At 68.6% G+C, this 25,779-nt stretch carries 26 protein-coding genes; 17 read left to right on the top strand and 9 right to left on the bottom strand.

Features of this window, described 5'->3' with window-relative positions; all coding sequences use genetic code 11:
- Positions 1–16 precede the first annotated feature (16 nt).
- The 3 genes from ABT158_RS09620 to ABT158_RS09630 form a co-directional block, all read right to left on the bottom strand.
- A complete protein-coding gene (locus ABT158_RS09620; protein ID WP_352352321.1) occupies positions 17–973 on the bottom strand; it encodes a zinc-binding dehydrogenase in 957 nt (318 codons plus the stop codon).
- A 67-nt stretch (positions 974–1,040) separates the two neighbouring features.
- The gene (locus ABT158_RS09625) at positions 1,041–1,919 is read right to left on the bottom strand and encodes a hypothetical protein (RefSeq protein WP_352352322.1); all 879 of its coding nucleotides are present in this window, start codon (positions 1,917–1,919) and stop codon (positions 1,041–1,043) included.
- A 130-nt stretch (positions 1,920–2,049) separates the two neighbouring features.
- Positions 2,050–3,489, bottom strand: coding sequence for an acetyl-CoA synthetase (locus tag ABT158_RS09630; protein ID WP_352352323.1), 1,440 nt, complete (start codon positions 3,487–3,489; stop codon positions 2,050–2,052).
- A 283-nt stretch (positions 3,490–3,772) separates the two neighbouring features.
- Between ABT158_RS09630 and ABT158_RS09635 the strand changes: the two genes are divergently transcribed.
- Positions 3,773–4,912, top strand: a complete 1,140-nt coding sequence (locus ABT158_RS09635) for a trypsin-like serine peptidase (protein WP_352352324.1) — start codon at positions 3,773–3,775, stop codon at positions 4,910–4,912.
- A 148-nt stretch (positions 4,913–5,060) separates the two neighbouring features.
- On the opposite strand, the gene ABT158_RS09640 is transcribed toward ABT158_RS09635, so the two are convergent.
- Positions 5,061–5,303 (bottom strand): SSI family serine proteinase inhibitor, encoded by a 243-nt coding sequence (locus tag ABT158_RS09640; protein WP_352323540.1) that lies wholly within the window; start codon positions 5,301–5,303, stop codon positions 5,061–5,063.
- 346 nt (positions 5,304–5,649) lie between these two features.
- On the opposite strand from ABT158_RS09640, the gene ABT158_RS09645 reads away from it, so the two are divergent.
- The 3 genes from ABT158_RS09645 (at position 5,650) to ABT158_RS09655 (ending at position 8,579) form a co-directional block, all read left to right on the top strand.
- Complete coding sequence (locus ABT158_RS09645) at positions 5,650–6,747, top strand: trypsin-like serine peptidase (RefSeq protein ID WP_352352325.1); 1,098 nt, start codon at positions 5,650–5,652, stop codon at positions 6,745–6,747.
- A gap of 198 nt (positions 6,748–6,945) precedes the next feature.
- Positions 6,946–8,106 (top strand): trypsin-like serine peptidase, encoded by a 1,161-nt coding sequence (locus ABT158_RS09650; protein ID WP_352352326.1) that lies wholly within the window; start codon positions 6,946–6,948, stop codon positions 8,104–8,106.
- 278 nt (positions 8,107–8,384) lie between these two features.
- Positions 8,385–8,579 carry a hypothetical protein gene (locus ABT158_RS09655; RefSeq protein WP_352352327.1) on the top strand — a complete coding sequence of 65 codons (195 nt, stop codon included), beginning with the start codon at positions 8,385–8,387 and terminating at the stop codon, positions 8,577–8,579.
- A 47-nt stretch (positions 8,580–8,626) separates the two neighbouring features.
- Here the strand turns inward: ABT158_RS09655 and ABT158_RS09660 are convergent, their stop codons facing one another.
- Both ABT158_RS09660 and ABT158_RS09665 read right to left on the bottom strand, forming a co-directional pair.
- Positions 8,627–9,601, bottom strand: a complete 975-nt coding sequence (locus ABT158_RS09660) for a 5'-nucleotidase C-terminal domain-containing protein (RefSeq protein WP_352352328.1) — start codon at positions 9,599–9,601, stop codon at positions 8,627–8,629.
- 148 nt (positions 9,602–9,749) lie between these two features.
- Positions 9,750–10,010, bottom strand: coding sequence for a GntR family transcriptional regulator (locus tag ABT158_RS09665; RefSeq protein ID WP_352352329.1), 261 nt, complete (start codon positions 10,008–10,010; stop codon positions 9,750–9,752).
- Positions 10,011–10,150: 140 nt separating this feature from the next.
- Between ABT158_RS09665 and ABT158_RS09670 the strand changes: the two genes are divergently transcribed.
- The 6 genes from ABT158_RS09670 to ABT158_RS09695 all read left to right on the top strand — a co-directional run bounded on the left by ABT158_RS09670 (position 10,151) and on the right by ABT158_RS09695 (position 17,345).
- Positions 10,151–10,366, top strand: a complete 216-nt coding sequence (locus ABT158_RS09670) for a DUF397 domain-containing protein (RefSeq protein WP_352352330.1) — start codon at positions 10,151–10,153, stop codon at positions 10,364–10,366.
- An 89-nt stretch (positions 10,367–10,455) separates the two neighbouring features.
- Entirely contained in the window at positions 10,456–10,896 is a 441-nt protein-coding gene (locus ABT158_RS09675) for a hypothetical protein (RefSeq protein ID WP_352352331.1), read from the top strand.
- A gap of 10 nt (positions 10,897–10,906) precedes the next feature.
- On the top strand, positions 10,907–11,701 hold the full coding sequence (locus ABT158_RS09680; RefSeq protein WP_352352332.1) for an inositol monophosphatase family protein: 795 nt from the start codon (positions 10,907–10,909) through the stop codon (positions 11,699–11,701).
- A 494-nt stretch (positions 11,702–12,195) separates the two neighbouring features.
- Positions 12,196–13,719, top strand: a complete 1,524-nt coding sequence (locus tag ABT158_RS09685; protein WP_352352333.1) for a trypsin-like serine peptidase — start codon at positions 12,196–12,198, stop codon at positions 13,717–13,719.
- 439 nt (positions 13,720–14,158) lie between these two features.
- Positions 14,159–15,673, top strand: coding sequence for a trypsin-like serine peptidase (locus tag ABT158_RS09690; RefSeq protein WP_352352334.1), 1,515 nt, complete (start codon positions 14,159–14,161; stop codon positions 15,671–15,673).
- Between the two features lie 181 nt (positions 15,674–15,854).
- A complete protein-coding gene (locus tag ABT158_RS09695) occupies positions 15,855–17,345 on the top strand; it encodes a trypsin-like serine peptidase (RefSeq protein ID WP_352352335.1) in 1,491 nt (496 codons plus the stop codon).
- A gap of 115 nt (positions 17,346–17,460) precedes the next feature.
- On the opposite strand, the gene ABT158_RS09700 is transcribed toward ABT158_RS09695, so the two are convergent.
- A complete protein-coding gene (locus ABT158_RS09700) occupies positions 17,461–18,819 on the bottom strand; it encodes an NsdA family TPR-like regulatory protein (RefSeq protein ID WP_352352336.1) in 1,359 nt (452 codons plus the stop codon).
- A 327-nt stretch (positions 18,820–19,146) separates the two neighbouring features.
- Positions 19,147–20,355, bottom strand: coding sequence for an NAD(P)-dependent malic enzyme (locus ABT158_RS09705; protein ID WP_352352337.1), 1,209 nt, complete (start codon positions 20,353–20,355; stop codon positions 19,147–19,149).
- A gap of 263 nt (positions 20,356–20,618) precedes the next feature.
- Between ABT158_RS09705 and ABT158_RS09710 the strand changes: the two genes are divergently transcribed.
- From ABT158_RS09710 to ABT158_RS09725, 4 genes are read left to right on the top strand one after another with little or no spacing between them, the layout of a single operon-like run.
- Positions 20,619–21,476, top strand: coding sequence for an ABC transporter substrate-binding protein (locus ABT158_RS09710; RefSeq protein WP_352352338.1), 858 nt, complete (start codon positions 20,619–20,621; stop codon positions 21,474–21,476).
- 3 nt (positions 21,477–21,479) lie between these two features.
- On the top strand, positions 21,480–22,307 hold the full coding sequence (locus ABT158_RS09715) for an amino acid ABC transporter permease (protein ID WP_352352339.1): 828 nt from the start codon (positions 21,480–21,482) through the stop codon (positions 22,305–22,307).
- Positions 22,304–23,047, top strand: coding sequence for an amino acid ABC transporter ATP-binding protein (locus ABT158_RS09720; protein WP_352352340.1), 744 nt, complete (start codon positions 22,304–22,306; stop codon positions 23,045–23,047). The genes ABT158_RS09715 and ABT158_RS09720 overlap by 4 nt, the downstream gene beginning before the upstream one ends.
- Before the next feature lie 55 nt (positions 23,048–23,102).
- Positions 23,103–23,531 carry a CGNR zinc finger domain-containing protein gene (locus tag ABT158_RS09725; protein WP_352352341.1) on the top strand — a complete coding sequence of 143 codons (429 nt, stop codon included), beginning with the start codon at positions 23,103–23,105 and terminating at the stop codon, positions 23,529–23,531.
- Between the two features lie 16 nt (positions 23,532–23,547).
- Here ABT158_RS09725 and ABT158_RS09730 read toward each other — a convergent pair whose 3' ends face one another.
- Entirely contained in the window at positions 23,548–23,841 is a 294-nt protein-coding gene (locus tag ABT158_RS09730) for a S24 family peptidase (protein ID WP_352331378.1), read from the bottom strand.
- 89 nt (positions 23,842–23,930) lie between these two features.
- Between ABT158_RS09730 and sodN the strand changes: the two genes are divergently transcribed.
- From sodN to ABT158_RS09745, 3 genes are all read left to right on the top strand, one after another.
- Positions 23,931–24,332 (top strand): superoxide dismutase, Ni, encoded by a 402-nt coding sequence (sodN, locus tag ABT158_RS09735; RefSeq protein WP_352331376.1) that lies wholly within the window; start codon positions 23,931–23,933, stop codon positions 24,330–24,332.
- A 126-nt stretch (positions 24,333–24,458) separates the two neighbouring features.
- The gene (locus tag ABT158_RS09740; protein WP_352352342.1) at positions 24,459–24,884 is read left to right on the top strand and encodes an ATP-binding protein; all 426 of its coding nucleotides are present in this window, start codon (positions 24,459–24,461) and stop codon (positions 24,882–24,884) included.
- 17 nt (positions 24,885–24,901) lie between these two features.
- Positions 24,902–25,681, top strand: a complete 780-nt coding sequence (locus ABT158_RS09745; RefSeq protein WP_352352343.1) for an RNA polymerase sigma factor SigF — start codon at positions 24,902–24,904, stop codon at positions 25,679–25,681.
- Positions 25,682–25,779: the final 98 nt, after the last annotated feature.

Consider the following 25,779-nt stretch of genomic DNA (forward strand, 5'->3'; position numbering starts at 1 on the left):
GTAACCCTTCACTTATTCAGCTGGTAAAGACGATTTTTCCGAAGATCTCCCCCTCGGCCATGGCGGCGAAGCCGTCCCTGGCCTCGGTCATCGGCAGCGTCCGGTCGATCACCGGCCGCACGCCCGTCTGCTCCAGGAACACCGCCAGCCGCCGGAGCTGGTCGCGGGTGCCCATGGTGGTGCCGACCACGGACAGCTGCAGGAAGAAGACCCGGTTGAGGTCGGCGGACGGGACCGCGCCGCTGGTGGCCCCGGAGACCACGATGCGACCGCCCGGCCTGAGCGACTTGAGCGAATGATCCCAGGTGGCCTGGCCGACCGTCTCCATGACGGCGTCCACCCGCTCGGGCAGCCGCGCGCCCGTCTCGAAGACCTGGTCGGCGCCGAGCTCGCGGGCCCGCTCGCGCTTGTCCTCCGACCGGCTGGTCGCCCAGACCCGGAAACCGCCCGCGCGGCCGAGCGCGATCAGCGCGGTCGCGACGCCGCCGCCGGCGCCCTGCACCAGCACGGTCGAGCCCGGTTCGAGCCCGGCCTTGTCGAACAGCATGCGGTACGCGGTCAGCCAGGCCGTGGGCAGGCAGGCGGCCTCCTCGAAGCTGAGCGCGGCCGGCTTGGGCACGAGGTTGCGCCGCGGCACGGCCACCCGCTCGGCGAACGTCCCGTCGTGCACCTCCGACAGCAGCGAGCGCCTGGGGTCGAGCGTCTCGTCCGCGCCCGTGCCGATGACGGCGTGCACGATGACGTCGTTGCCGTCCTCGTCCACGCCGGAGGCGTCGCAGCCGAGCACGATCGGCAGCCGGTCCTGCCTGATGCCCACGCCCTTGAGCGTCCACAGGTCGTGGTGGTTGAGGGCGGCGGCGCGTACCGAGACGGTCGTCCAGCCGTCGGGCGCCTTCGGGTCGGGGTGCTCACCGAGCGTCAGCCCGGCGAGCGGATTGTCGGGATCGGTCTGTGTGGCGGTTACGGCGAACATGGCCGCACCCTACTAACCGACCCGCCGCCACCCCCGACACCGCCCCGCCCGAGCGAGCCGCCGGGACTCAGTGCTTGACCGTCACCCGGATTCCGGCGAGGGCGCGGCGCCGGAACTCCTCGGGGCCGGCGACGGCGACCTCCACGTCCCCCCGGCACGTCCACTCCCCCGGACGCCCGCGCCCCTCGATCACCTTCGGCAGCCGGGCCTTCCTGACGCAGTCGGGCGTGGGCGCCAGCACGACCATCTCCCGCACTCCCCCGCCGAACCAGAGCTGCGGCCCGGCCGGCCCCTCCTGGGTCACGGTTCCCGGACGGGCCAGCCGCACCGATCCCTCGCCCGACAGCACCAAGTAACCGTCCCTGGTCACCTTGCCGTGCAGTTCCCGCGCCAGGGCCGTGCGCTGGTCGAAGGTCAGCCCCTCGCCCCTGTCCTGCATCGCCACCCGCCAGCGTCCGAACGCGAAGAGCAGCACCTGCCCGCTGCCGCCACCGGGCTGGCGCGGCCACAGGGTGACGCCGGGGCCGTAGCTCCTGATCGGCCGGCCGCCGCCGGTCACCTCGGCGACCCCGTTGTACGGGACGCTGAACTGCCGGAACCGCCCGTCTATCCACGCGCCCTGGAACGGCCGCACCCCCAGCTCGTTGAGGTCGAGGTCGGCCGGGTAGCGCACCTCGGCCTTCAGCCCGTCGGGGAAGACGACGTCGATGATCTCGTCGTGGCCCTTGGTCCTGGCCGGGATCCGCAGGGCGTTGGGGCCGTTCTCGATCGTGGTGAGCGAGCGGATGGGCGTGGCGGCGGACGGCGAGGGCGGCTCCGGCCCCGGGTCGCGGCTGAGCAGCAGGCTGACGGCCGGGATCACCAGCAGAGCCAGCACCACCGCGAGCCCGATCCACCGGCGGCGGCCACGCGCCCCTGCCTCGATGACGTCGAACTGGTCGGACACGACGTGCCTCGCCGGGTTAGTGCGGGTTGCGCCCTTCACCTCCAGTTCAGTTGAGCGACATCCGCCCGCGCAAGCCCTCCAACCCGGCGAAGTCGCCGTACGAGGTCACAACTTCACAACCTCGGCGGGATCACCAGGTGGCCACGTTGGGCCCGTCGCCCGCGACCAGGCCGACCCGCTGCCCCACGAGCTCCCGGGACATGGCGTCGGCCAGCAGCTCCGGCTCCAGCACGTGCGCGTGCGCCCGCCCGCCGGCCGGCAGGTCGACGACGAGGATGCCCTTGTCCGGCTCGCCGTCCGGGCCGTGCGCGACCGTGTAGCCGACCACGGTGGCGGGCCCGGCGTACGAGCCCACGACGGGCACCCCGGCCGCCGTGAACACCGGGACGGCGTCCCCGGGCGGCCCGCCGGGCTCGCTGGACCACACCGCGTACGTGTGCTTCGTCAGGTGCATCCCCACGCCGGTCACCAGCCCGTGGCCCGACTGCGCGCGCAGCAGCCCGGCCATCGTGGCCGTCGAGTGCAGCACGTAGTCGCTGGCCGGGCCGCCCGCGTACGGCAGGCCGCCGGTGACCGTCAGGCCGCGCCGGTCGTACGGGTCGAGCCCGGTCGCGTCGCACGCCTGCCGCAGCGCGACGGCGAAGCAGCTGTACAGGTCGAGGGCGTCCATGTCGGCGAGGCCGAGCCCGGCGCGCCGGAAGGCGGCCTCGGCGGCGGCCCCGATGGCCTGCGACGAGCCGAGCGCGGGCCGCGCCGCCACCTCCCAGGTGTCCTCGGCGTACGCCCAGCCACGCAGGTAGACCCGCCGCTCGTCCGGCACCCCCAGCCGGTCGGCCAGCTCCGCGCAGGCCAGGACGACGGCCGCCGCCTGGTCGACCTCCATGACCGCCACGGTGTTCCTGGTGTACGGCCAGCCGACGAACCGGTTGCCCTTCACCAGCTCCTCGGGCGTGCGCACGGCCCGCCGCCACGCATGCGGGTTGGCCGCGGCCACCTCCGTCATCGGCGCCATCATCCGGCCCCGGTCGAGCATCTCCTCCTCGACCGTCATCCCGGCCGCCGCCCGCCGCGCGGTCTCCATGATCGCGTACGTGTGCACGGGCAGGAACAGGTCGTGCGCCAGCTCGGTGGGGTGCGGGGGCCGTTCCCAGCCGTAGGGCGGCTTGGGATCGGCGGCGTGGCTCCACGGCACACGCTCGCCCGCCCGCCGGTAGGCCCGCCGGGTGGCCAGCGCCTCGGCCCCGGTGATCAGCGCGCAGTCCAGGTCGCCCGCCGCGATCCGGGCCACGGCCGCGCCGATGAGGAGCTGCGGAGCCGTGCCGCTGACCTTGGAGTAGGCGGTGTGGCGTGGCGTGGCGCCCAGGCGCTCGGCCAGCCGCCCGGTGGGCGAGTCGTACTGCCAGGAGTCGGTGTGGACGATCTGGATCGAGTCGAGCCGCCCGGCGGGCAGCCGGGCGTCGTCGGCCGCCTCGCGGGCGACCGATTCCCACAGATCGAGCGGTTCCGGGCCGGGCTGTTCGCGCACGGTGCGTTGTGCGATGCCGATGAGACAGGGGGTGCGTGGATCCATGCCGACATCTAACCAGAACAACATTCGGTTGATAAGTGGTGGCGTTTGATAATCAGCGTTACCACTGTTGCCCCAGACTTGTTGTTGCGCTTGTGACCTGCGGAGATGCCTTTTCTGAATACATGTAATTTCGCTATTTCCGTAACGAAACGGAACCGGAGCCGACCTTTTCATGCCGCTTTCTGGCTGGCGGGTTGCGCCATTCATTAGCGTTCTCGACGTTTTCCTGGCCCACCGGGGCGCAGCACCCCGCTCTGGGCCGCCGAGAACCGAGAGGAGTTCCATGTATTCCCGAGCAAGGCGCATCGCGATCCCCCTCGCCGCGCTGGTGACCGCCGCTCTGGCCGCCGGCACGACCACCGGCGCCGCGGCGGAGGCGACCTCGGCCCCCGACGTCGTGTCCAGGAACGCGGCGACCCCCGCCGAGCAGGCCGTGCAGTTCTGGACGCCCGACCGCATCAGGCGCGCCACCGACCACGACGGCGCGCTCGACGTGTCGTCCAGCTACGTCAGGGGCGTCAGGGGCGTCAGGGGCGGTGACCAGACCCCCGACGGGCCGCCCGGATCGGTCCCGCCGATCGGCGGCGAGCAGGCCAAAGCGGGTAAGAGCCGGCAGGTCAACCTGCCCAACACGGTCGGCCGGGTGTTCTTCACGCCGCCCCGGACCGACCCGCGCGACCCGAAGAACTGGCGGTACTGCTCGGCCACCTCCGTACAGGGCAAGTACCGCAATCTGGTGGCGACCTCCGCCCACTGTGTCTACGACCCCCAGAAGAACACCTTCTACGACAACTGGATCTTCATCCCGTCGTACTGGGACGGCGGCAACGTATGGGAGGGCAAGGCGCCGTACGGCATCTACGCCGCCAAGACGTTCAACGCGCACGACGACTTCGTGGTGAAGGAGGACTACGACTTCGACTACGCGTTCGTCAACGTCTACAACGGCATCAAGGTGAGCTGGGAGAAGACCGGCGACCGGTGGCACCGGACCGTCAAGAACGCCGGCCGCCTCGGCGACAACGTCGGCGGACAGGGCTTCACCTGGAACCGCAGCACCAAGCTGAACGTGTTCTCCTTCGGCTACCCGGCCGGCGGGCACCCCGACGGCGACAAGCCGTACACCGGCCGCACCATGAAGTGGTGCTACGGCAGGACGGCTCCGATGCCCGAGGCCAGGAAGCACGACCTGCAGGAGCAGATCGGCTTCAGCTGCTCCTTCACCGCCGGCGCCGGCGGCGGCCCGTTCATCTACGACTACCGGAACTCCACACGCACCGGCTACCTGGTGGGCGTGAACAGCGTCGCGTGGGACACCGACGGCAACGACCGCTACGACCACATCTCGTCGCCGTACTTCGACACCGACACCTACGACGTCTACAAGGCCGCCGCCAACCGCTGGACCGGCGACATGCCGTGATCCGGCCCGGCAGTCGAGGCCCCGGATCCTCCTCGGCGGGATCCGGGGCCTTCCCCCGCCTTCGATGGCCCGGACGTACACCTCGGACCCGCGCCACGGACCCCACGCTTCGGACCCGCGCTTCGGACCCGCGCTTCGGACCCGCGCTTCAGACGCGGAAGACCGGGCCCGTGGCGACGGCGAGGGCGCAGGCGTTGGGGAAGGTCTGCGAGTAGCGGTAGCGGTCGCCGTCCCAGACGCCCTCCGCCCGTACGTCCACCGGCTCGTAGTCGGCGGTGCAGGAGACCCCCGTACGGCCGCTCAGACGGGCCGGGTTCCCGCCCACCTGTTCGAGAGCGGAACAGGCCGCGACCTGCCCCGGGGCGACCCGGCCCGGGGTGCACTCCAGCACGCCCTGCCGATCTCCGACGCTGATCCGGAAAAGCCTTTGGTCCTTGTGCGACGTCCGGACATCGGGCGGTCCGGTCGTGGCGTTCGCCACTGGAGCGGCGGCGAATGCGGCGCAGGAAAGCGCGGTGATGCAGAGAATTCGGTGCATAGGCGCAGCCTCTATCAGCCCTCTGACCTGCGGCAACGACCGACACGCGTGATCATTTACGCGTATCGGGAGGGATCGGCTGATGGTGTCCTTATCGCACACGGTGCACTCTTGATCAGGTAACGAATCTCTATCCGGGCTGCAATACAGGCAGTTGATCTGGAAAAATCCACCCTTACGACCCCAAGAAAGGCATTTCATGATCTCCCGGGCCAGGCAACTGGCGGCGGCCGCCCTGGGCGGCGCGCTGCTGTTGCTGCCTGCCTTCACGGGGATCGCGAACGCCGCGCCGGCGAGCCGGGTCTTCGGCGTCACGCTGGCCAAGACCGCCGCCGACATGAAGAAGGTCGCCGACTACTGGCGTCCCGACCAGCTCAAGCAGGCCGACAGTTACAGCCCCGCCACGCCGGGCGCGCAGGCCGCCCCGACGTCCTCGGCCGGCGCCGTCTCCGGGCCCGCCTCGCCCGTGACGACGGCGCGGCGGACGTCCGCGACGCAGGGCATGGCGCCCGTGCCGCCCAAGCAGGGGGGCGCCGGCAAGACCATGGGCAAGGTCTTCTTCAAGTTCGGCGCCAAGCAGTACTGGTGCTCGGCCAGCGCGGTCGCCGCCCGGAACCGCAGCGTCGTGGCCACGGCCGGCCACTGCGCGTACGACTCCCGCCAGGCCAAGGCCGCCGAATACTGGATCTTCGTCCCCAACCCCGGCCCCAACGGCGAGACGCCCGACGGCATCTACGTGGGCGCCGCGCTCAGCATGCACGAGGACTGGTCCGGCAAGGGCGACTACGACTTCGACTACGCGTTCGTGACCGTGCACCGCGGGTTCGTCTGGGAGCAGGCCAAGGACGGCACGTACACGATGAAGGACGTCGGGCGGCTCCAGGACAACGTGGGCGGCCAGGGGCTGGAGATCAACAGGAAGCCGGCGGCCGCCACCATGACGGCGTTCGGCTTCCCGGCCGGGGTGCAGCCCGACGGCACCCGTCCGTTCGACGGCAAGACGCTGCGGACCTGCCAGGGCAGCGTCACGTACTGGACCGTGGCTCCCGCGCTCGACCTGCAGAAGGGCGTCCGGCTCCAGCCGTGCGCCTTCAGCCCCGGCGCCAGCGGCGGCCCCTGGCTGGTCGACTACGACGCGGCCCGCGGGCTCGGCAACCTGAACGGCGTCAACAGCCTGACCTGGAACGTAGACGCCAAGGGCGCCTACGACGCGGTGTCGTCGCCGTACTTCGACGCGACCACCGCGGAGGTCTACCGACGCGCCGCCGCGCTCACCACGCCGGGAAATGTGGCGTAAGTCACATGCAACCATGTGATCACGGGACGTGATCAGCCGATCCATTGATCTCGGTACGGTAACGGGGCCGCCTGGGAGCGCTGACATGATCTACCGAAAATTTCCATTCGCCTTGTCAGCGGTATAGGTTCCGGGTCGTCCGTTTGCTGAATTTCGGGGTGCAAGAGGCGCCTCCTGTCAGCGCAACCTGGAGTTACCTTGAAGCGAATCCTCCTCCCCGTCGGCGGCGCGGTCGTGGCGACCGGCCTTCTGGCCGCCGGGCTCTCCGCCACCGCCCAGGCCGACGGCGGTGTCTCCAACGACCCGATGGCCGGCAGCAACTCCCAGGCCGCCTCGATCGCCTCCTTCTGGATCGCCTCCAACGGCGCCGCCCTCCGCCAGGCCACGCAGTACACCTGGGACTCCAAGGAAGTGCGGAAGGTCGTCTCCAAGGGCGGCTACGACCCCGACGGCCGTCCCGGCATGACCGCGCCGACCGGCGCCCAGAAGGCCGGCGCGTCCCAGAACGTGAACCTGCCCAAGAGCATCGGCAAGGTCTTCTTCGTCGACGGCTCCGGCAAGTTCCGCTGGTGCTCGGCCACCTCGATCCAGTCGGGCAACCGCAACCTGGTCGCCACCGCCGGCCACTGCGTGTACGACACGGACAGCAACAGCGACACGCTGTCCAACTGGGTCTTCGTCCCGGGCTACTACCAGGGCAAGGCCCCCTGGGGCATCTACGTGGGCAAGCAGGCCTTCACCCACTACGACTTCGACAACTACGAGGACTACGACCGCGACTACGCGTTCGTCACCGTCTACAACGGCATCCAGTTCGACGGCGTGAAGCAGGTGGACCGCAAGGACTTCGAGCGCTTCAGCGGCCCGAAGCGCGCCTGGGGCGGCCACTACTACATCCTGCTGTCCAAGGACGCCGGCCGGCTCGGCGACGCCGTGGGCGGCCAGGGCTTCGCCTGGAACCAGCCGACGGGCAAGTTCGTCCGCACCTTCGGCTACCCGGCGGCCCCGCACCCCGACGGCAACAAGCCGTACAGCGGCGTCACGCCGAAGCACTGCTACGGCAAGACGACGGCCAAGACCGTGGGCGCGTCCTGGCTCAAGATCGAGGAGCACGTCGGCCTGAAGTGCGCCGTCACCCCCGGCTACGACGGCGGCCCGTGGCTGCTGAACTACAGCAATGCCAAGCGCCTCGGCTACGTGAACGGTGTCACCAGCACCTTCGCGGACCAGGACGGCAACGACCGCATCGACTACATCACCTCGCCCTACTTCGACGGCGAGACGGCGGCCGTGTACAAGGCGGCCACCAACTTCCCGTCCGGGAAGATCGTGGGGCCGAACGGAGAGCTCTACAAGTAAGCCCTCACCAGGGGAGAGAGGGCCCCGGCGTTGCTCCTTGCCGCCGGGGCCCTCACCTGTCCCCACCCCGAAGGCCGCTCGCCCAGAGCCGCCCCACCCGCGTTCCTGACATCAAGCCGTGCCCACTGGAAGCTCACTGGCCCCCGTCACCGGCAGGGCTTCCTGGGAGCCCATGCCCGACGAATCCCGATCCGGGCCACAACGGTCCTCATGCTGTCTCTCGAATCCGCAGCGTTTCGGGGCGTGATTCGCCAGCCCTTGTGGCGCAAGATGTCGGTATGACCGAGGACCAGGACGAGCCCGCGACCGCTCCCGCCACGACGGCCCCGGAGGTCACGATCACCCTCGACCCCCACGTCAAGGCGTACGTCGACCGCGCGGTCGAGGACGGTGAGTTCGCATCCGTGTCCGCGGCCTTCAACGAGGCGATGCTGGAACGCATGCGCCGCCGCCACCGCGTCCGCAGCTGGTGACCACCCGAGGCAGACTGAACGGACCGCACGCACGGCCGGCCCGCTGACTACCGGACGGCGACGCGGTCGCCCGCCGGCGCCGTCACCGGCGAATGAGCGACCAGATAGCTCGCCAGCGCCCCTGTGTCGTCCGGCCCGCCGGTGTACGTGGTCGTCCCCTCCCAGCGCGGCCAGCCGTCGAAGCCCGCGATGAGACTCCAGGCGCCCGCGACCTTGATCTCCTGGGTGGCATTCACCGGCACCCCATCGAGGGTCATCGACACGACCTTCCCGCCGCCGAGCGTGTAGCGCAGCCCGGCGGACGGGGTCAGCACCCATCCGGCCGGATTGGGCACGGCCAGCAGAGCCTTGAGCTGCCCGCCGGTCATGGTCTGGACGTCGATGGCCTTCCCCGCGGGATGCACGTTCCACAGTTGCTCGAATCCGATCGGACCGGCCGGCAGGTCCGCCTTGACGTCGTACCGATTGACGAGCGCGACCTGCGCGCCGGAGCGCGCCCGCACCGACTCCAGCTGCGCATCGGCCGCCAGTTCGGCCATCGGGCCACCACTGGCCGTACGGGTGACGGCCTCGGCGGCCTCGCCGAACATCTCCCCGGACGGCGGGGTGTTGCACTTGAAGTAGTAGAGGACGTTGGACCGCAGGCCGTCGGGCTGGTTGATCTCAATCTGGACCGAGTAGTCACGCGAGTCCGGCGCCGACTCCCACGTGACGGTCTCCAGCAACGCCCGGTGGACGATCAGACGCTTGGCGGGCACGACGAGCGTCTTCCACTCCCCGGCGCCGACGAGGCGGTACTGGATCGTCTGCTCGCCCGGCGGCAGCCCCTGGAAGTACCCGTGGACGTCGAAGCTGACCGGGCATTTCGACGCGGTGATGCGCTCGAAGGCGATGGTCAGCTCGCCGACGTTCGCGCTGGCGTCCGAGGCGGCCTGCGCCCCCGTGGCGAGCACCCCCAGCGAGAGGGCCACGACGCCGATCAGTCCCCCGAGGCGGCGTGCTGCCGAAGTCCATAAACCCACAGAGGTCTCCGTTCCTGGATCTCCAGGATCACGCCCCCGGCCAGCCATCCGAACACAGTTTCACTTCATGGAAGGAATGTCGGGATCCGGCGGCGATGATCACCGCTGGATTCGAACGCTATATCGACATCTCTTCTCGCGCCAGCCCTCACGCGGAACCACGCGACACGAACGTCCCCCGCCCATGGACGACGACCAGCAGGCCCCGCTCCGCCAGATCCTTGACCGCGCGCCGGACCGTCACCCGGGAGACGCCGTACTGGCTCGCCAGCTCCAGTTCGGCGGGCAGTTTGGCGCCGGGCACCAGCAGGCCGGAGGCGATGTCGGCCTCGACGTCCTCGGCCAGTTGCCGCCACACCAGGTTCGGCCCGACATGGTCGATGCGGTCGCTTTTGTCCACCAAGGCCATAGAAAAACGCTAAGGGACGCAGAACCTACGAGGACAAGTGCCTACCTCATCCAAGGTATGGAGAGGTCCTATCATGTCTAGTGCTTGTATCTTTCAGGCGATCCCCCCGCGGGCCGCTGACGAGACGAAAGGAAGCACTCATGACAGACCTGTACGGCAGCAGCCTCGATGACGTGCCCTTCACCCAGCTGCACGGCGGCGGCCCACCGGGCGAGCACACGGAGACCTGCGTCCTGATCGCGCAGATCCCCGGCATCGACGACGCCTACGCACTGCGCGACTCCAAGAACCCCGACGCCGGGACGCTCCGCTTCACCGGCACCGAGCTGCGCGCCGCCGGAATCGCCACCATCTAGCCGAGACCGAGACAGCCGGCCCCTGCCCGAAATCACGGTCCAAGGACCGAAACGAGCAGGGGCGGCCCCGCCGACCACGGGGGAGCACCATGCACTGGCACGCCTACCTGTGGACCGGCAACGGCGCCGAGCGCGGGAGAGAGGCCGAACGCCGCCCCGGTTCCCCCGATTTCTCCACCTCGCCGCTTCCCCCGATGCGTACGGGCGACTGGCTGGCCAAGCCGGCGGCGCGCGTCGCGGCCACGTTCGAGGTCCCCGAACCGGCGACCGGGTGGCTGGCGGCCGAGTACGGGAAGACCAGCGACCAGCTCCGGCCGCCCGAGGGGATCCCCCTCGGGGAACGACTGGCGACGGCCCTCGACCTGCTGCCCCGAGGCGTCGACGTGCAGTGGGGGGAATGGCTCCAGAGCGCCCGCTTCCTCACGATCGGCGTGATCTGCTGCCCGAACCGGCACGTCGCCCATCCATGCCCGATCAACCGCCCCCCACGGACGAAGGTCCCCTTCAGCCCCAAAGCACTCGATGTCTAGCATGTGACCCATGCTGATCGACGCGGTGACCGAGATCCTTCGCGAGACCGCCGAGATCGCGATCCTCCCCCGGTTCCGCGCCCTCGCCGCCGGCGACGTCTCGGAGAAGACACCGGGCGAAGTGGTCACCGTGGCCGACCGCGAGGCCGAGGAGCTGATCAGCCGCCGCCTCCGCGATCTCCTGGACGCCCCCGTCGTCGGCGAGGAGGCGGCCTCCGCCGACCCCGCGCTCCTGTCCGCCCTGCGCGACGCCCCCACCGCCTGGCTGGTCGACCCCCTGGACGGCACGGCCAACTTCGTCGCGGGCCGCCCCGAGTACGCGGTGATGGCAGCCCTGGTCCGGTCGGGCGAGACGGTCGCGTCCTGGATCGTGCGCCCGGCCGAGGACGACGTCTACGTCGCCGAGCTCGGCTCCGGCGCCTGGCGGAACGGCATCCCCGTCCACCGCGCCGCGCCTCTCGCCGACCCAGCCCGGCTGCGCGGCGCCGTCCTCACCCGCTTCCTGGACGACGACGCCAAGGCCCACGTGGCGGCGGCCGAACCCCGCTTCGCCGCCCTCACTCCTGGGACGAAGTGCGCCGGCGTGGACTATCCCCGCCTCCTGAACGGCGACCAGGACTTCCTGCTGTTCCACCGGACGCTGCCCTGGGACCACGCGCCGGGCGTCCTGCTGCTGACGGAGGCCGGCGGCGCCGCCCGCCACCTCGACGCGACCGCGTACAGCCCGTCCGTCCCCAAACCGGGCCTGCTCAACGCAGCCGACGCAGCCTCCTGGCAGACGGTCCGCACCATCCTTCTCCCCTGACGCTTCAGGGCCGCGACTGCTCGACCCTCGCTTCGCCACGCCCAAAAGCGACAAACACCCCAAACGTCCACACGGCAGGCAGGGTGCGTTAGGCCCGCGACCCCTGCCAAATCGGACAGATTGTCGAAACCTGAGGGACCCTGACACGAACCTGAAGATCACCTGTGAGTGGCGGGCTGATTTAGACGGATGGGACCCCAATCTGGTTCCTGTGATCTGGATCACATTCATCCGGTCACACAGCGCAACGCCCCGCTAACGGAACTTTCGTCCCGACCGTCCAATCCCCCACAGGGCCAGCGAAAACATCACCTTCCGGTAACGTCACGCCAAAGCCTCTGACAGATAACAGCACGATAACGGCGAAAACGCCCCTTACCGATCGCCTCAGAACGGCTTTCACCTGCGGAGATCACTGGCTATGTTCCTTGCTATCCCTTTACTGACGCATGGGACGCATGTTGCGACCCACGACAGACCAAGGAGCAGTTCCCTTGAAGCGCATCCTCATCCCCGCCGGTGGCGCCATCCTGGCTACCGGCCTCCTGGCCGCCGGCCTCGCCGGTACGGCCTCGGCCGACAGCGACATCTCCACCGACGCGATGGCGGCGAGCGCGGCCAACGCGAAGGCGATCGCCAGTTTCTGGGCCGAGAACAACGGTGCCGCCCTCCGGGCCGCCACCGAGTCCAACGTCTGGGACAAGGCCGACGTCGCCAAGCTGCAGAGCAAGGGCGGCTACAGCGCCGACACCAAGCCGGGCACCACTGCCCCGATTGGTGAGGAGAAGAAGACCACCGCCAAGACGCAGAACGTCAACATGCCGAAGACCATCGGCAAGGTGTTCTTCGTCAACGGCAAGGGCGAGAAGAAGTGGTGCTCCGCCACCTCGCTCCAGTCGAAGTACCGCAACCTGGTCGCCACGGCCGGTCACTGCGTCTACGACACCGGCGCCAACGCCGACGTCATGTCCAAGTGGGTCTTCGTCCCCGGTTACTACCAGGGCAAGGCTCCGTGGGGCATCTACGTGGGCAAGCAGGCCTTCACCCACTACGACTTCGACGTGTACGAGGACTACGACCGCGACTACGCGTTCGTGACCGTGTACAACGGCGTCCAGCTCGGTGCCGGCACCGCCACCAAGGTCACCTTCAACGAGTACAAGGCTGCTCAGGCGAAGAACCAGGCGACCGACATCAAGGCGTCGGAGATCAAGAAGGAAGAGTACGAGTCGGCCATCAAGGACCCGACCAAGCTCCCCTACTACGACACCAAGCCCGGCACCGACAAGAAGATCGTCGGCCCGGACTACTCCGGCGCCGTGGTGGACAAGAAGGAAGTCAGCAAGTCTGACTACGAGGCCGCCAAGTCCAAGGGCACCGGCCGTGGCGTGGGCTTCATCTACGGCGAGCCCCTCACGGAGCAGGTCGACAAGGCCACGTACGACAAGTACGACGGCCTTGGCACCAAGAACCCGGTCGACGCCGCCGGCAACTACTCCATCACGCACTACTACGTGCAGGAGTGGTTCGTTCCGGGCACGGACACCAAGTACTACCGCCTCGACTACTTCGTGATCGAGGGCTTCGCCAAGGACGCCGGTCGCCTCGGCGACAACGTCGGTGGCCAGGGCTTCGCGTGGAACCAGCCCACCGGCAAGTACGTCCGCGTGTTCGGCTACCCGGCCGCGCCGCACCCCGACGGCCACAAGAACTACACCGGCATCACGCCGAAGTGGTGCTACGGCAAGACCACCAAGAAGCTGGTCGGTTCGGCCGCCAAGAAGATCGAGGAGCACGTAGCGCTCAAGTGCGCCATGACCGAGGGCGCCGACGGTGGTCCTTGGCTCCTCAAGTACAGCAACGCCAAGCGCCTGGGCTACCTGAACGGTGTCACCAGCACCTTCAACGACCAGGACGGCAACAACCGAGTGGACTACATCTCCTCGCCGTACTTCGACGGTGAGACGAACGTCGTCTACAAGGCCGCTGCCAACGTTTGGTCCGGCAAGATCGTCTGATTGACGGCTTCCGACGGGCGGTCCTGACCGCTCGTACGAACCGTCAGCAACCGAAGGGCTCGGCATCCGCCGGGCCCTTCGGCCTTTCCGGGCCGGAAAGTGAAGGCGTTTGGACGCATGCGACGCCGAATCGGTGCCATCAGGTCGATGTGATCTGCGTCACACCTCTCGGGCGGATCGGATCAAGCCCGAGTGGCGACCCCGCGAACGCCGCCCATCCCTCCTTCATGTTGATCAGGCCAAACGCCCTCAAGCCCGACTTCCCCTGACTCCTGCGCCACAACGACCTAAACATCACAGAACGATAACGCCCGGCTTGTCGCATCTTTTCCTCTCAAAGCGGCTACCGGATTTCAAGATCGACACTGTATGTTCCTGGCTATCCCTTTACTGACGCATGGGACGCAAGAGGCGTTCCACGACAGCGCAAGGAGTTACCTTGAAGCGCATCCTCCTCCCCGCCGGTGGCGCCATTCTGGCCACCGGTCTGCTGGCCGCCGGCCTCGCCGGTGCCGCCCAGGCCGACAACGACCCCGAGGCTGCTGCCCTGGCTGCCAGCCAGGAAAAGGCCGCCGAGGTCCTCAACTTCTGGACGAAGTCCAACAACGCTGCCCTGCGGCAGGCCACGGCCTACTACTGGGACAACAAGGACGTCAAGAAGATCGTGCAGAAGGGCGGGTACGTCGCTGACGGCAAGCCCGGCTCCACCCCGCCGATCGGCGCCGAGAAGACCACCACGGTCAAGTCGCAGAACGTGAACCTGCCGAAGTCCATCGGCAAGGTGTTCTTCGAGGGCCGTGACGGCAACCTGTACTGGTGCTCCGGCACTTCGATCCAGGCGAAGTACCGCAACCTGGTCGCGACTGCCGGTCACTGCGTGTACGACATCGCCGGCAACGACGAGGTCGTCTCCCGCTGGGTGTTCGTCCCCGGTTACTACCAGGGCAAGACCCCGTGGGGCATCTACGTGGGCAAGCAGGCCTTCACGCACTACGACTTCTCGAACTACGAGGACTTCGACCGCGACTACGCCTTCGTCACCGTCTACAACGGTGTCGGCGGCGCGCAGGAGAAGGCCACCAAGGTCACCCGCGACGAGTACAACGCGCACAAGGGTGCCAAGGACGTCAAGTACGTGCAGGTCCCCAAGGCCGAGTACGACAAGGGCATCCTCGACCCGAAGACCTTCCCCGACTACAAGGCGGTCGACGCCACGCTGGAGAAGGAAGTCGGTCCGGACGCCCCTGGCGCCGTCGTGACTCAGAAGGAAGTTTCTGAGTCGACCTACAACGACGCCAAGACCGGCCGTGGCCAGAACTTCAAGTACGGCGAGCCGGTGACCGAGAGCGTCGACAAGGCCACGTACGACAAGTACGAGGGCCTGGGCAAGAAGACCACGGACACCGCTGGCAACTACCTCATCACGCACTTCTACGTGCAGAAGTGGTACGTGCCGGGCTCGGAGACCAAGTACTTCCGCGCCGACTACTACGTGTTCGAGTTCCTGCTGACCGACGCCGGCCGCCTCGGCGACAACGTCGGTGGCCAGGGCTTCGCGTGGAACCAGCCCACCGGTAAGTACGTCCGTACCTTCGGCTACCCCTACGCCAAGCACCCCGACGGCTCGAAGCCCTACTCCGGCGTTACGCCGAAGTGGTGCTACGGCAAGACCGGCGCGAAGGCGACCAAGGTCCCGAGCCTGAAGATCGAAGAGCACATCTCGCTGAAGTGCGCCGTCACCGGCGGCTACAACGGCGCCCCGTGGCTCCTCAAGTACAGCAACGCCAAGCGCATGGGCTACGTCAACGGCGTGACCAGCGTTCTGTACGACACGGACAACAACGACCGCTGGGACTACATGTCCTCGCCGTACTTCGACGGTGAGACCAACTCGGTCTACACCGCCGCGGCGAACGTGTGGTCGGGCACCATCCTCCCCAAGGTCGGCAGCTGATCTAGGGAGATCCGGACTGGGGGTCCAAACCTCGGTTCGAACCAGCTTCATCCGAAGGGCTCGGCGTTTCGCCGGGCCCTTCGGCCTTTTCCCGAGAAATCTGATAACTAGCCTTATCAGAGTGACTAATGGGTCGATAGGGTCTTTTACGTTCCTCTTGACAACCCGTGTGGAGTCTTCCTTGAAGCGCCTGCTCATCCCCCTCGCTGCTGCCAGCTTGAGCGCGGCCGCTCTTGCCCTGCCCGCCGACGCCGCCCCCGACTGGGTCACCGACAACCTCGCTCCCAAGCCCGCCGACGCTTACGGAGTCGCGAATTTCTGGCTGGACGCCGACGGCGCGGCTCTGCGCAAGGCGACGCAGTACCACTGGGACGCCAAAGACGTCTCGAAGCTCGTCGCGACGCAGAGCAAAGACGGTTCCCCTGACGGCAAGCCGGGCCTCACAGCTCCGACCGGAACGACCGGTAAGCCCGCCAGGGCCCAGAACGTCAACCTGCCCAAGACCATTGGCAAGGTCTTCTTCCTGGACCACGCCGGCAACTACCGCTGGTGCTCGGCGACCTCGATCCAGTCCCGCCACCGCAACCTTGTCGCCACCGCAGGCCACTGTGTCTATGAGACCGGCAAGGACGTCTACGACAAATGGGTCTTCGTCCCGGGCTACTACCAGGGCAAGACGCCCTGGGGCATCTACCCCGGCGCTTATGCCTTCACTGCCTACGATCTCGACACGTATGACGACTACGACGGCGACTTCGCCTTCGTGGCCGTGCACAACGGCTTCGCCCTGTCCGGTCAGAAGCAGGTGACCGCCAAGGAATTCAAGGCGTGGGCCGGCGACAAGTGGACGAAGCCCCGCCAAATCAGCGCCGAGGAGTACGCCAAGTGCGTGCTCAATCTGGGCGAGTGCTGGTCCGAGGGCGAGGACAAGGCCGCCGACATCGTCGGCCCCGACCATCCGGACGCTGTCGTCGAGAAGACCGAAGTCGACGAGAAGACCTACCAGGACGCCAAGACCGGTCGCGGGCAAGGCTTCAAGTTCGGCGAGCCTGTGCCGGAGCCTGTCAGCAAGGCTGACTGGGACGCGTACAAGGGCCTGGGCAAGAAGGGTGAGGACGCCTACGGCAACTTCACCATCACCCACTTCTACACCCAGAAGTGGATCAAGCCTGGCACCTCCCGCAAGTACTACGAGGCCCAGTACTTCATCGGCATGGCCAAGGACATGGGCCGGCTCGGGGACGTCGTCGGTGGGCAGGGGTTCGCGTGGAATCAGCCGCGTGGCCAGAAGGTCACCGTCTTCGGCTACCCCGCCGCCCCCCACCCCGACGGCGACAAGCCCTACACCGGCGTGACCCCCAAGTGGTGCTCCGGCAAGACGGGCACCAAGACGTACCAGGTCAACACCTTCCGGGTCGAGGAGCACCAGGTGCTCAAGTGCTCCATGACCCCCGGCGCCGACGGCGGCCCCTGGCTCATGAAGTACGACAACGGCAAGCGCACCGGTTACGTCAACGGCGTGACGAGCATGTTCCACGACCAGGACGGCAACGACCGGGTCGACTTCATCAGCTCCGCCTACTTCGACGGCGAGGTGGCCGACGTCTACAACAAGGCCAACTACGCCGAGACCAAGAGCATCGTCGGCCCGAACGGCGAACTGCTCAACTAGCGACGCCGAAGCCCCGGGACCGCCGAAGAGGCGTCCCGGGGCTTCTCCCGTCCCGGAAGCGTCCCGGAAGCGTCCCGGAAACCAGAGGAAACCACCGGAACCGGTCCCGGAGCCGTCACACGGACGTGAGCTCGCGGGTACGCTCCCGCAGCGCCATGACGGCCCGCTCGTTCTTGTAGGGCTCCAGCCGCCGCCGCAGGTCCGCCGCGTACGACCGGGACCGCGCCGACTGCAGCTCCCCCGCCAGCGCCAGCGCGTTGCCCGCCGCCTGGCACGCCTCCTCCAACTCGCCGCACTCCAGCAGCCCGGCCGCCAGCAGGGACAGGTTGAACATGCGCCCCCGCACGTACCGGGTGTCCATGTCGAGGGAGCGCCGCGCCAGCCGCACCGTGCGCTCGCCCTCCCCCAGGTCGCGGAAGCAGTGGGCGAACTTGGCCGACAGGTAGGCCTCGTCGAAGTAGCTGAGCCAGCGCGGCTCCTCGGTGGGCCTGCGGGCGTCGAAGGCCAGCTCGGCCTGGTGCAGGGAGGCCCCGCAGGACCTGGGGTCGCCGAGGCCCGCGTGCGCGTGGGCCTCCAGGACCTGCGCAGAGGCCAGCAGGGTCTGGACGCCGGCCCGCCGGGCCGCGAGCTGGGCGGCCCTGGCCAGGTCGAGGGCGTGGGCCGGCTGGCCCATGTAGATGGCCTGGTGGGCCATGCCGGCCAGGATCTCGCCGCCCAGGGTGTGGTCGTCGGCGCCCCTGGCCAGGCGGAGGGCCTGGATGAGGTAGCGCTGGGCCAGGCCGTGCTGCTCCATGTCGTAGGCCATCCAGCCGGCCAGGCGGGTCAGCTCGGCGGCCGCGGCGGCCAGCTGCTTGCCGGTGGACTCGCCGTAGCTGCCGTCCTTGAGCAGGGGGGAGACGGCCGTGTCGAGGTACTTCACGACGGACGAGCGGACCCGGCCGCTGCCGAAGCGGTTGTCGAGCTCGCCGAAGGACCGGGTCACCTCGTGGATCGCGGCGATGTCGGCCCTGCCCACCCGGCGCGCCCCGATGCCATTGGGACGCCCTTCGGGAGGCGCCGTCAGCCAGCGGATGGCTCCGACGGATCCTGCTCCGATCGCGAAGGTCGAGTCGATCAGAAACCTCCGTCTCTCCACGTCGGCCCGCCACAACGCCGTCACGGTCGCGACCCCCTCCTGCCACGTGTGGGTGAACTCCTGACCGAGATCGAGGGGCGTGATGTTGGTCGGCATGCCCAGGTCCTCCGAGCTCACCGGGCGGCCGAGCCGCAGCGCGAATATCTCCGTGAGCAGGCACGGGACGGGATCCCGTGGCTTCTGACCCCCGATCCACCGCAGCACTGAGCTGTGGTCGTACTTCAGACCCGGGGTGCCGCGCGCGGCTCCCAGGTCGTTGAGGCGCCTGGCCAATCCCTTGTGGGAGAAACCCGCCTCGGCGATGAGCTGCTGGAGCAGTCGGTTAGGCTCGCGTTCCATCGCTCTCCTCGTCACAGGAGTCGGCGCCCACATCCTTACAGAGAGCTATTTTTATAGCACGTTGCGTAAAGGCTTTTCGGCAGTTCCCAAAGGTCACGCGAACTCCATCGCAATCCCTTCGCCAGTCCTGCTCGGGATCAGGATCTGGATCCGGCTCACCTGGACGGGGAACTCACCTACCCATGCCTCGGGCGGGAAACCGCAATGCCCGCTGACCTGGGCGTACGCGGGAGAACGAGCGAGCGGGGACCGATCGGCCCCCGCTCGTGACGGTGGATCCGGCGCGCGACGCCGTCGGTGGATCCGGCGCGCGACGCCGTCGGTGGATCAGGCGCGCGCGACGCCGTCGGCGCGGGCCTGGGCGGCCACGGCGGCGGTCACCGCGGGGGCCACCCGCCGGTCGAACGGGCTCGGGATGACGTACGTGGCCGAGAGGTCGTCGCCGACGACGGCGGCCAGCGCCTCGGCGGCGGCCACCTTCATGTTCTCGGTGATCGTCGTGGCCCGCACGTCGAGGGCGCCGCGGAAGACCCCGGGGAAGGCCAGGACGTTGTTGATCTGGTTGGGGAAGTCGGAGCGCCCGGTGGCGACCACCCTGGCGTGCCTGGCGGCCACCTCGGGATGGACCTCCGGGGTGGGGTTGGACAGCGCGAAGACGATGGCGTCGGGCGCCATGGACGCGATGGCCGCCTCGGAGACGGTCGAGCCGGACAGCCCGAGGAAGACGTCGGCGCCGGCCAGGGCCTCCTCGGTGGAGCCGGTGTGGCCGGCCCGATTGGTCTCGCGGGCCAGGGCCTCCTTGACCGGGTTGAGCCCTTCGCGGCCCTCGTAGATCATGCCCTTGGAGTCGGCGACCGCGATGTCGCCGATGCCGGCGCCCAGCAGAATGCGGGTGACGGCGACGCCGGACGCGCCCGCCCCGGCCACGACGGCGCGCAGGTCGCCGAGCGCGCGGCCGGTCAGGCGGGCGGCGTTGCGCAGGGCGGCCAGGGCGACGATGGCGGTGCCGTGCTGGTCGTCGTGGAAGACCGGGATGTCGAGCAGGTCGCGCAGCCGGTCTTCCACCTCGAAGCAGCGCGGGGCGCTGATGTCCTCGAGGTTGACGCCGCCGAACGACGGCGCGAGGCGCACGACGGTCTCGACCAGCGCGTCGACGTCGGTGCAGTCGAGGCAGATCGGGACGGCGTCGACGTTGCCGAACTCCTTGAACAGCAGCGCCTTGCCCTCCATGACCGGCATGGCGGCCGACGGGCCGATGTCGCCCAGGCCGAGCACGGCGGTGCCGTCGGTGACGACGGCGACCACGTTGGAGACCCAGGTGTAGTCGTTGACCAGCGAAGGCGTCTCGGCGATGGCGGTGCAGACCCGGGCGACGCCGGGCGTGTAGGCGAGCGACAGGTCGTCGGCGTCGCGGACGGGAATGGTCGAGCGGACCTCCAGCTTGCCCCCGCGGTGGAGCGCGAAGGCCGGATCGAGGTCGAGCGGTTCGACGGAAGCAGAAGCGGGCGTGGCAGACACAGCGACCCCTGTATTCATCGGAGCGGAAGAGACCTTCGGCGTACGAGCGCGAGTGGGCTGGCTTCGGTAGCTGCCAAGCTCCCCCTCGTCGGTCGTCTCTGAGGGGTTACGGGGGTCACCCGTCTCCCCATAGTGCCACATGGTGAGATGGTCGATGGTGTCGGAGCCGACGCCGTTCCGTTGACGCATTGTTAAACGCGGGATGACGGACCGCAGCTAAACCCCATTTAAACTGCACAAAACGCAAGTTACGTGGCATAACTCTTTCGAGGAGGCCGTACATGGCCCTCAGCCCCAAGGGCCGCCGTGGCTACGCTGTCGGCGCGCTCGCCCTGACCGCCGCTCTCGCCCTCAGCGCCTGTGGCAGCGACACCGGAGGCTCCTCCGGCAGCACGACCGGCGCGAGCGCCTCCGCGGCCGGCGGCGTGAAGCTCGTCCAGCCCGGCAAGCTCACGGTCTGCACGAACATCCCGTACGAGCCGTTCCAGTTCAAGGACGACAGCGGCAAGATCGTCGGTTTCGACGTGGACATCGTCGACCTCGCCGCGAAGAAGCTCGGCGTGACCCAGAACATCGTGGACATCGACTTCGCGGTGATCAAGAGCGGCGCCGCCATGGCCGCGGGCAAGTGCGACGTGGCCGCCGCCGGCATGACGATCACCGACGAGCGCAAGCAGAACATCGACTTCTCCGAGCCCTACTTCGACGCCACCCAGGCGCTGCTGGCCAAGAAGGGCTCGGGCGCCAAGTCCCTTGAGGACGTCAAGGCCAAGAACCTCAAGCTGGGCGCGCAGGCCAGCACGACCGGCCTCGACTACGTCAAGAAGCAGGGCTTCAACCCCACCGAGTACGCCGACTCGGCCAAGGAGCTGCTGGCCCTGCAGGCCGGGCAGGCCGACGTCATCGTCCAGGACCTCCCCGTGGTGCTGACCTGGCTGAAGAAGCCCGAGATCGCCGAGAAGTTCGAGCTGATCGCCAGCCTGGACACCGGCGAGCAGTACGGCATCGGCCTGAAGAAGGGCGCCGACCCGACCCTGCTCAAGACGATCAACGAAGAGATCACCAAGGCCAAGCAGGACGGCACCTACGAGAAGATCTACGTGAAGTGGTTCGGCAAGAAGCCCGGCGAGCTGGGCTGATCCATGGCCGACCAGCCGAAGACCGCTGAGCCCGGCCGGGCCGGGCTCAGCCCTCGGAAGAAACAGCGGATCACGCGGGCCGTCCAGTACGTCGTGCTGGCCGCCGCGCTCGTCGCTGTCGTCCTGTACGCCGACTGGGCCAGCCTCGCCCAGAACTTCGCCAAGGTCGACGTGGCCGAGCAGGCGCTGCCCGACCTGTTCACGATCGCGCTGCGCAACACGATCATCTACACGGTGGGCGGTTTCGTCTTCGCGTTCGTGCTCGGGCTGCTGCTCGCGCTCATGCGGTTGTCGCAGGTGCGGCCGTACCGGTGGATCGCGACCGTCTACATCGAGATCTTCCGCGGCCTGCCGGCGCTGCTCATCTTCCTGATGATCACCTTCCTGCCGCTCGCGCTGCCCGGGTTCGAGGTGCCGTTCGGCACGTACGGACAGGGCATCCTGGGCCTCGGCCTGGTCGGCGCCGCCTACCAGGCGGAGGTCTTCCGGGCGGGCCTGCAGGCGGTCCCCAAGGGCCAGACGGAGGCCGCCAGGTCGCTCGGCATGTCCGCGACCCGGGCGCAGGTGACGGTGGTCATCCCGCAGGCCATCCGCATGGTGATCCCGCCGACCACCAACCAGTTCGTGTCCCTGCTCAAGGACTCCTCGCTGGTGCTGTTCCTGGGCGTCTCCGGCGAGTACGTCGAGCTGGCCAAGTTCGGCAACGACCTGGCCTCCCAGTACGCCAACGCCACGCCCATCATGGTCGCCGGCGTGACGTACCTGATCGTCACGATCCCGCTGGGCTACCTCGCGTCCCGGCTTGAGGGGCGTAAGCGGAGGAGCCAATGACGCACGCCATCGAGCTACGAGAGCTGCACAAGTACTTCGGCCAGAACGAAGTGCTCAAGGGCATCGACATGACGGTCGAGCCTGGCCAGGTGGTGTGCGTCATCGGGCCGTCCGGCTCGGGCAAGTCCACGCTGCTGCGCTGCGTGAACCTGCTGGAGGAGCCCACCAAGGGCAAGGTCTTCGTGCAGGGCGTGGAGGTGACCGACCCCGACGTGGACATCGACGCCGTACGACGCCGCATCGGGATGGTCTTCCAGCAGTTCAACCTGTTCCCGCACATGACCGCGCTGCAGAACGTCATGATCGCCCAGCAGCGCGTGCTGAAGCGCGGCCGGCGGGAGGCCGAGGTCGTGGCCCGGGAGAACCTGGAGAAGGTGGGCGTCGGCGCCAAGTGCGACTCCTACCCCACCCAGCTCTCCGGCGGTCAGCAGCAGCGGGTGGCCATCGCCAGGGCGCTGGCGATGAACCCCGACCTGATGCTGTTCGACGAGCCCACCTCGGCGCTCGACCCGGAGCTGGTCGGCGACGTGCTCACGGTCATGCGCAAGCTGGCCGAGGAGGGCATGACCATGCTCGTGGTCACCCACGAGATGGGCTTCGCCCGCCAGGTGGCCGACCGGGTGGTCTTCATGGACGGCGGCGTCGTCGTCGAGGACGGCGACCCCGCCCAGGTGATCGGCGACCCGCGGCACGAGCGCACCCGCGCGTTCCTGCACCGGGTGCTGCACCCGGAGGAGTGAGCCGTCCGGGCCCCCGGAGGTGCCGGGGGCCCGGCGACTCGTGTAATACTCCCGCATGGACCTGACCTCTTACGCAGAGTGGGCGGTCCGCCTGATCAACGATCCCGCCCCTCCCCCGGAGCTGACCGCCCTGCGCGCCGAGCTGGCCGCCGTGTTCGACGTCGCGGGCGACCCGCGCGCGGTGGCCGAGCGCCTGAACGCCCTGCTCGTGCGCTATCCGGTGCACCCGCGGCTGTCGGACCACGACGGCCAGGGCTGGCACCTGCACCTGGCCGAGGACTCCGCCGCCAGCGCGGTGATGGGCCTGGCGGCCGTCGTGGCCGAGGTGGGCGCCGACCGGCTGGGCCGCTGCCACGAGCCGCGCTGCGCCCGCGCCTTCCTCGACACCTCCTCCAACCGCTCCCGCCGCTACTGCTCGCCCCGCTGCGCCACGCGCGCCAACGTGGCGGCCTACCGGCGCCGCAGGAGCGCACAGGAGGGCTGAGGGGGCGTCTGGGAGGTCATCTGCGGCGCACGAGCGGCCAGTAGCGCAGCACGACGCGCCCGACGATCTCCTCGACCGGCCCGAAGTCCCAGCTGTCGCGGCGCCCGCCGGCGCGCTGGTTGTCGCTCTCCAGCCACCAGCCGCCCTCGCCGTGCCACTGGGCGCGTTTCACGATGAGCTGATCGGGGTCGCCGGGCAACCGGGCCACGACGAGGTCACCCGGATGGACCGCGGCCCCCCGGCGGACGAGGAGCCAGTCGCCGGGGACCAGCGCCGGACGCATCGAATCGCCCTCGACACGCACTCTCATGGGCAGAGACCCCCTACTCCACAGGCGTTGGGACCCGAGTAAGGTCGGTTGTGGACCAAGCTGATTCAGCATCAAGGAAGGACTTTCTGATGCTCGCACGACTGCTACGACCCAAGCATGTCGCTTCCGCCCACTGCGACCTGCCCTGTGGGGTCTACGACCCCGCCCAGGCCCGGATCGAGGCCGAGTCGGTCAAGGCGATCATGGAGAAGTACGAGGCCAGCGACGACCCGGTCTTCCGTACCCGCGCGCTCATCATCAAGGAGCAGCGGGCCGAGCTGGTCAAGCACCACCTGTGGGTGCTCTGGACCGACTACTTCAAGCCGCCGCACCTGGAGCAGTACCCCCAGCTGCACCAGCTCTTCTGGGAGGCCACCAAGCTGGCGGGCGCCGCGGCCGCCAAGGGCACCGTCGACGGCGGCAAGGCCGACGAGCTCCTGGCCAAGATCGACGAGATCTCCAAGATCTTCTGGGAGACCAAGGCCGCCTAAACGGCATAAAAGGCTCTGTGCGGTCCAGACCGCACAGAGCCTTTTCCGTTGATGGCGAGTCTGAATCCGCCAAGGACCTCCCGGGGGCGGTAAGTTGCAGTTGGCGTCGGAAACGCGAGGAGGAACGTGACCGAGGAAACCGAGACGCGTGCGGAGGGTGTAGCGGGCATCCGCGACGTGGTGAGCATCAGGCTCCCCGCCGCGAGTGCTTACCTGTCGGTGCTGCGCACGGCCACCGCCGGCCTGGCCGCCCGGCTTGACTTCACCCTGGACGAGATCGAAGATCTGCGCATCGCGGTCGACGAGGCGTGCGCCATGCTGCTGAGCGAGGCGGTTCCGGGCACCGACCTGACCGCCGAGTTCGAGCTGACCGGCGACGTGATGAAGGTTAGCGTCGAGGTGGCCACCGTCGGCAGCTCCGCCCCCAAGCGCGACGACTTCGCCTGGATGGTGCTGACCGCCCTGGCCGACGACGTCGACGCCGTGACCGACTCCCCCGACCGCATGGCGATCGTCCTGCGTAAGCGCCGAGGCGCAGCGAGGCCGGCGTGACGGAAAGGACTGGAGCCATGGCCACCAGCGAACACGCCGTGCCCGACAGGGTTCGTGCCCGCTTGCTCTTCGCCGAGCTGGCCGAGCTGGGTCCCGAGGAACCGCGGCGCCAGCGCATCAGGGACGAGCTGGTCGAGCTTCACCTTCCGCTGGTCGAATACCTGGCCCGCCGCTTCCGCAACCGCGGCGAGTGGCTCGACGACCTCACCCAGGTCGCCACGATCGGCCTGATCAAGTCGATCGACCGGTTCGATCTCAAGCGCGGGGTGGAGTTCTCCACCTACGCCACGCCCACCATCGTCGGCGAGATCAAGCGGCACTTCCGCGACAAGGGCTGGGCGGTCCGGGTGCCGCGCCGCCTGCAGGAGCTGAAGCTCTCGCTGACCAAGGCGATCAGCGACCTGTCGCAGCGCGAGGGCCGCGCGCCCACGGTCGCCGAGCTGGCCGCCTACCTCAAGATGACCGAGGAGGAGGTGCTGGAGGGCCTGGAGTCGGCCAACGCCTACTCCACGGTGTCCCTCGACGCGCCCGACTCCGGCGACGACGACGCCCCCGCGGTGTCCGACTCGCTGGGCATCGTGGACGAGTCGCTGGAGGGCGTCGAATACCGCGAGTCGCTCAAGCCGCTGCTCGAACGGCTGCCGCCGCGCGAGAAGCGCATCCTGCTGCTGCGGTTCTTCGGGAACATGACGCAGTCGCAGATCGCGACCGAGCTGGGCATCTCGCAGATGCACGTGTCCCGGTTGCTGGCCCGTACCCTCGCCCAGTTGCGCGAGGGGCTGACCGCGGAGGACTAACCGCAATGCCGGGAAGTTAAGGGCTTTGGGCTGCTGTCAACTGGTGTTCGGTGAGGACGTTGATGGTGGTGCTCGCGCGGTGGTTGGTGCGGTCGACG

Source organism: Nonomuraea sp. NPDC001636 (assembly GCF_040298265.1).
In the GTDB taxonomy this organism is placed as follows: Bacteria; Actinomycetota; Actinomycetes; order Streptosporangiales; family Streptosporangiaceae; genus Nonomuraea.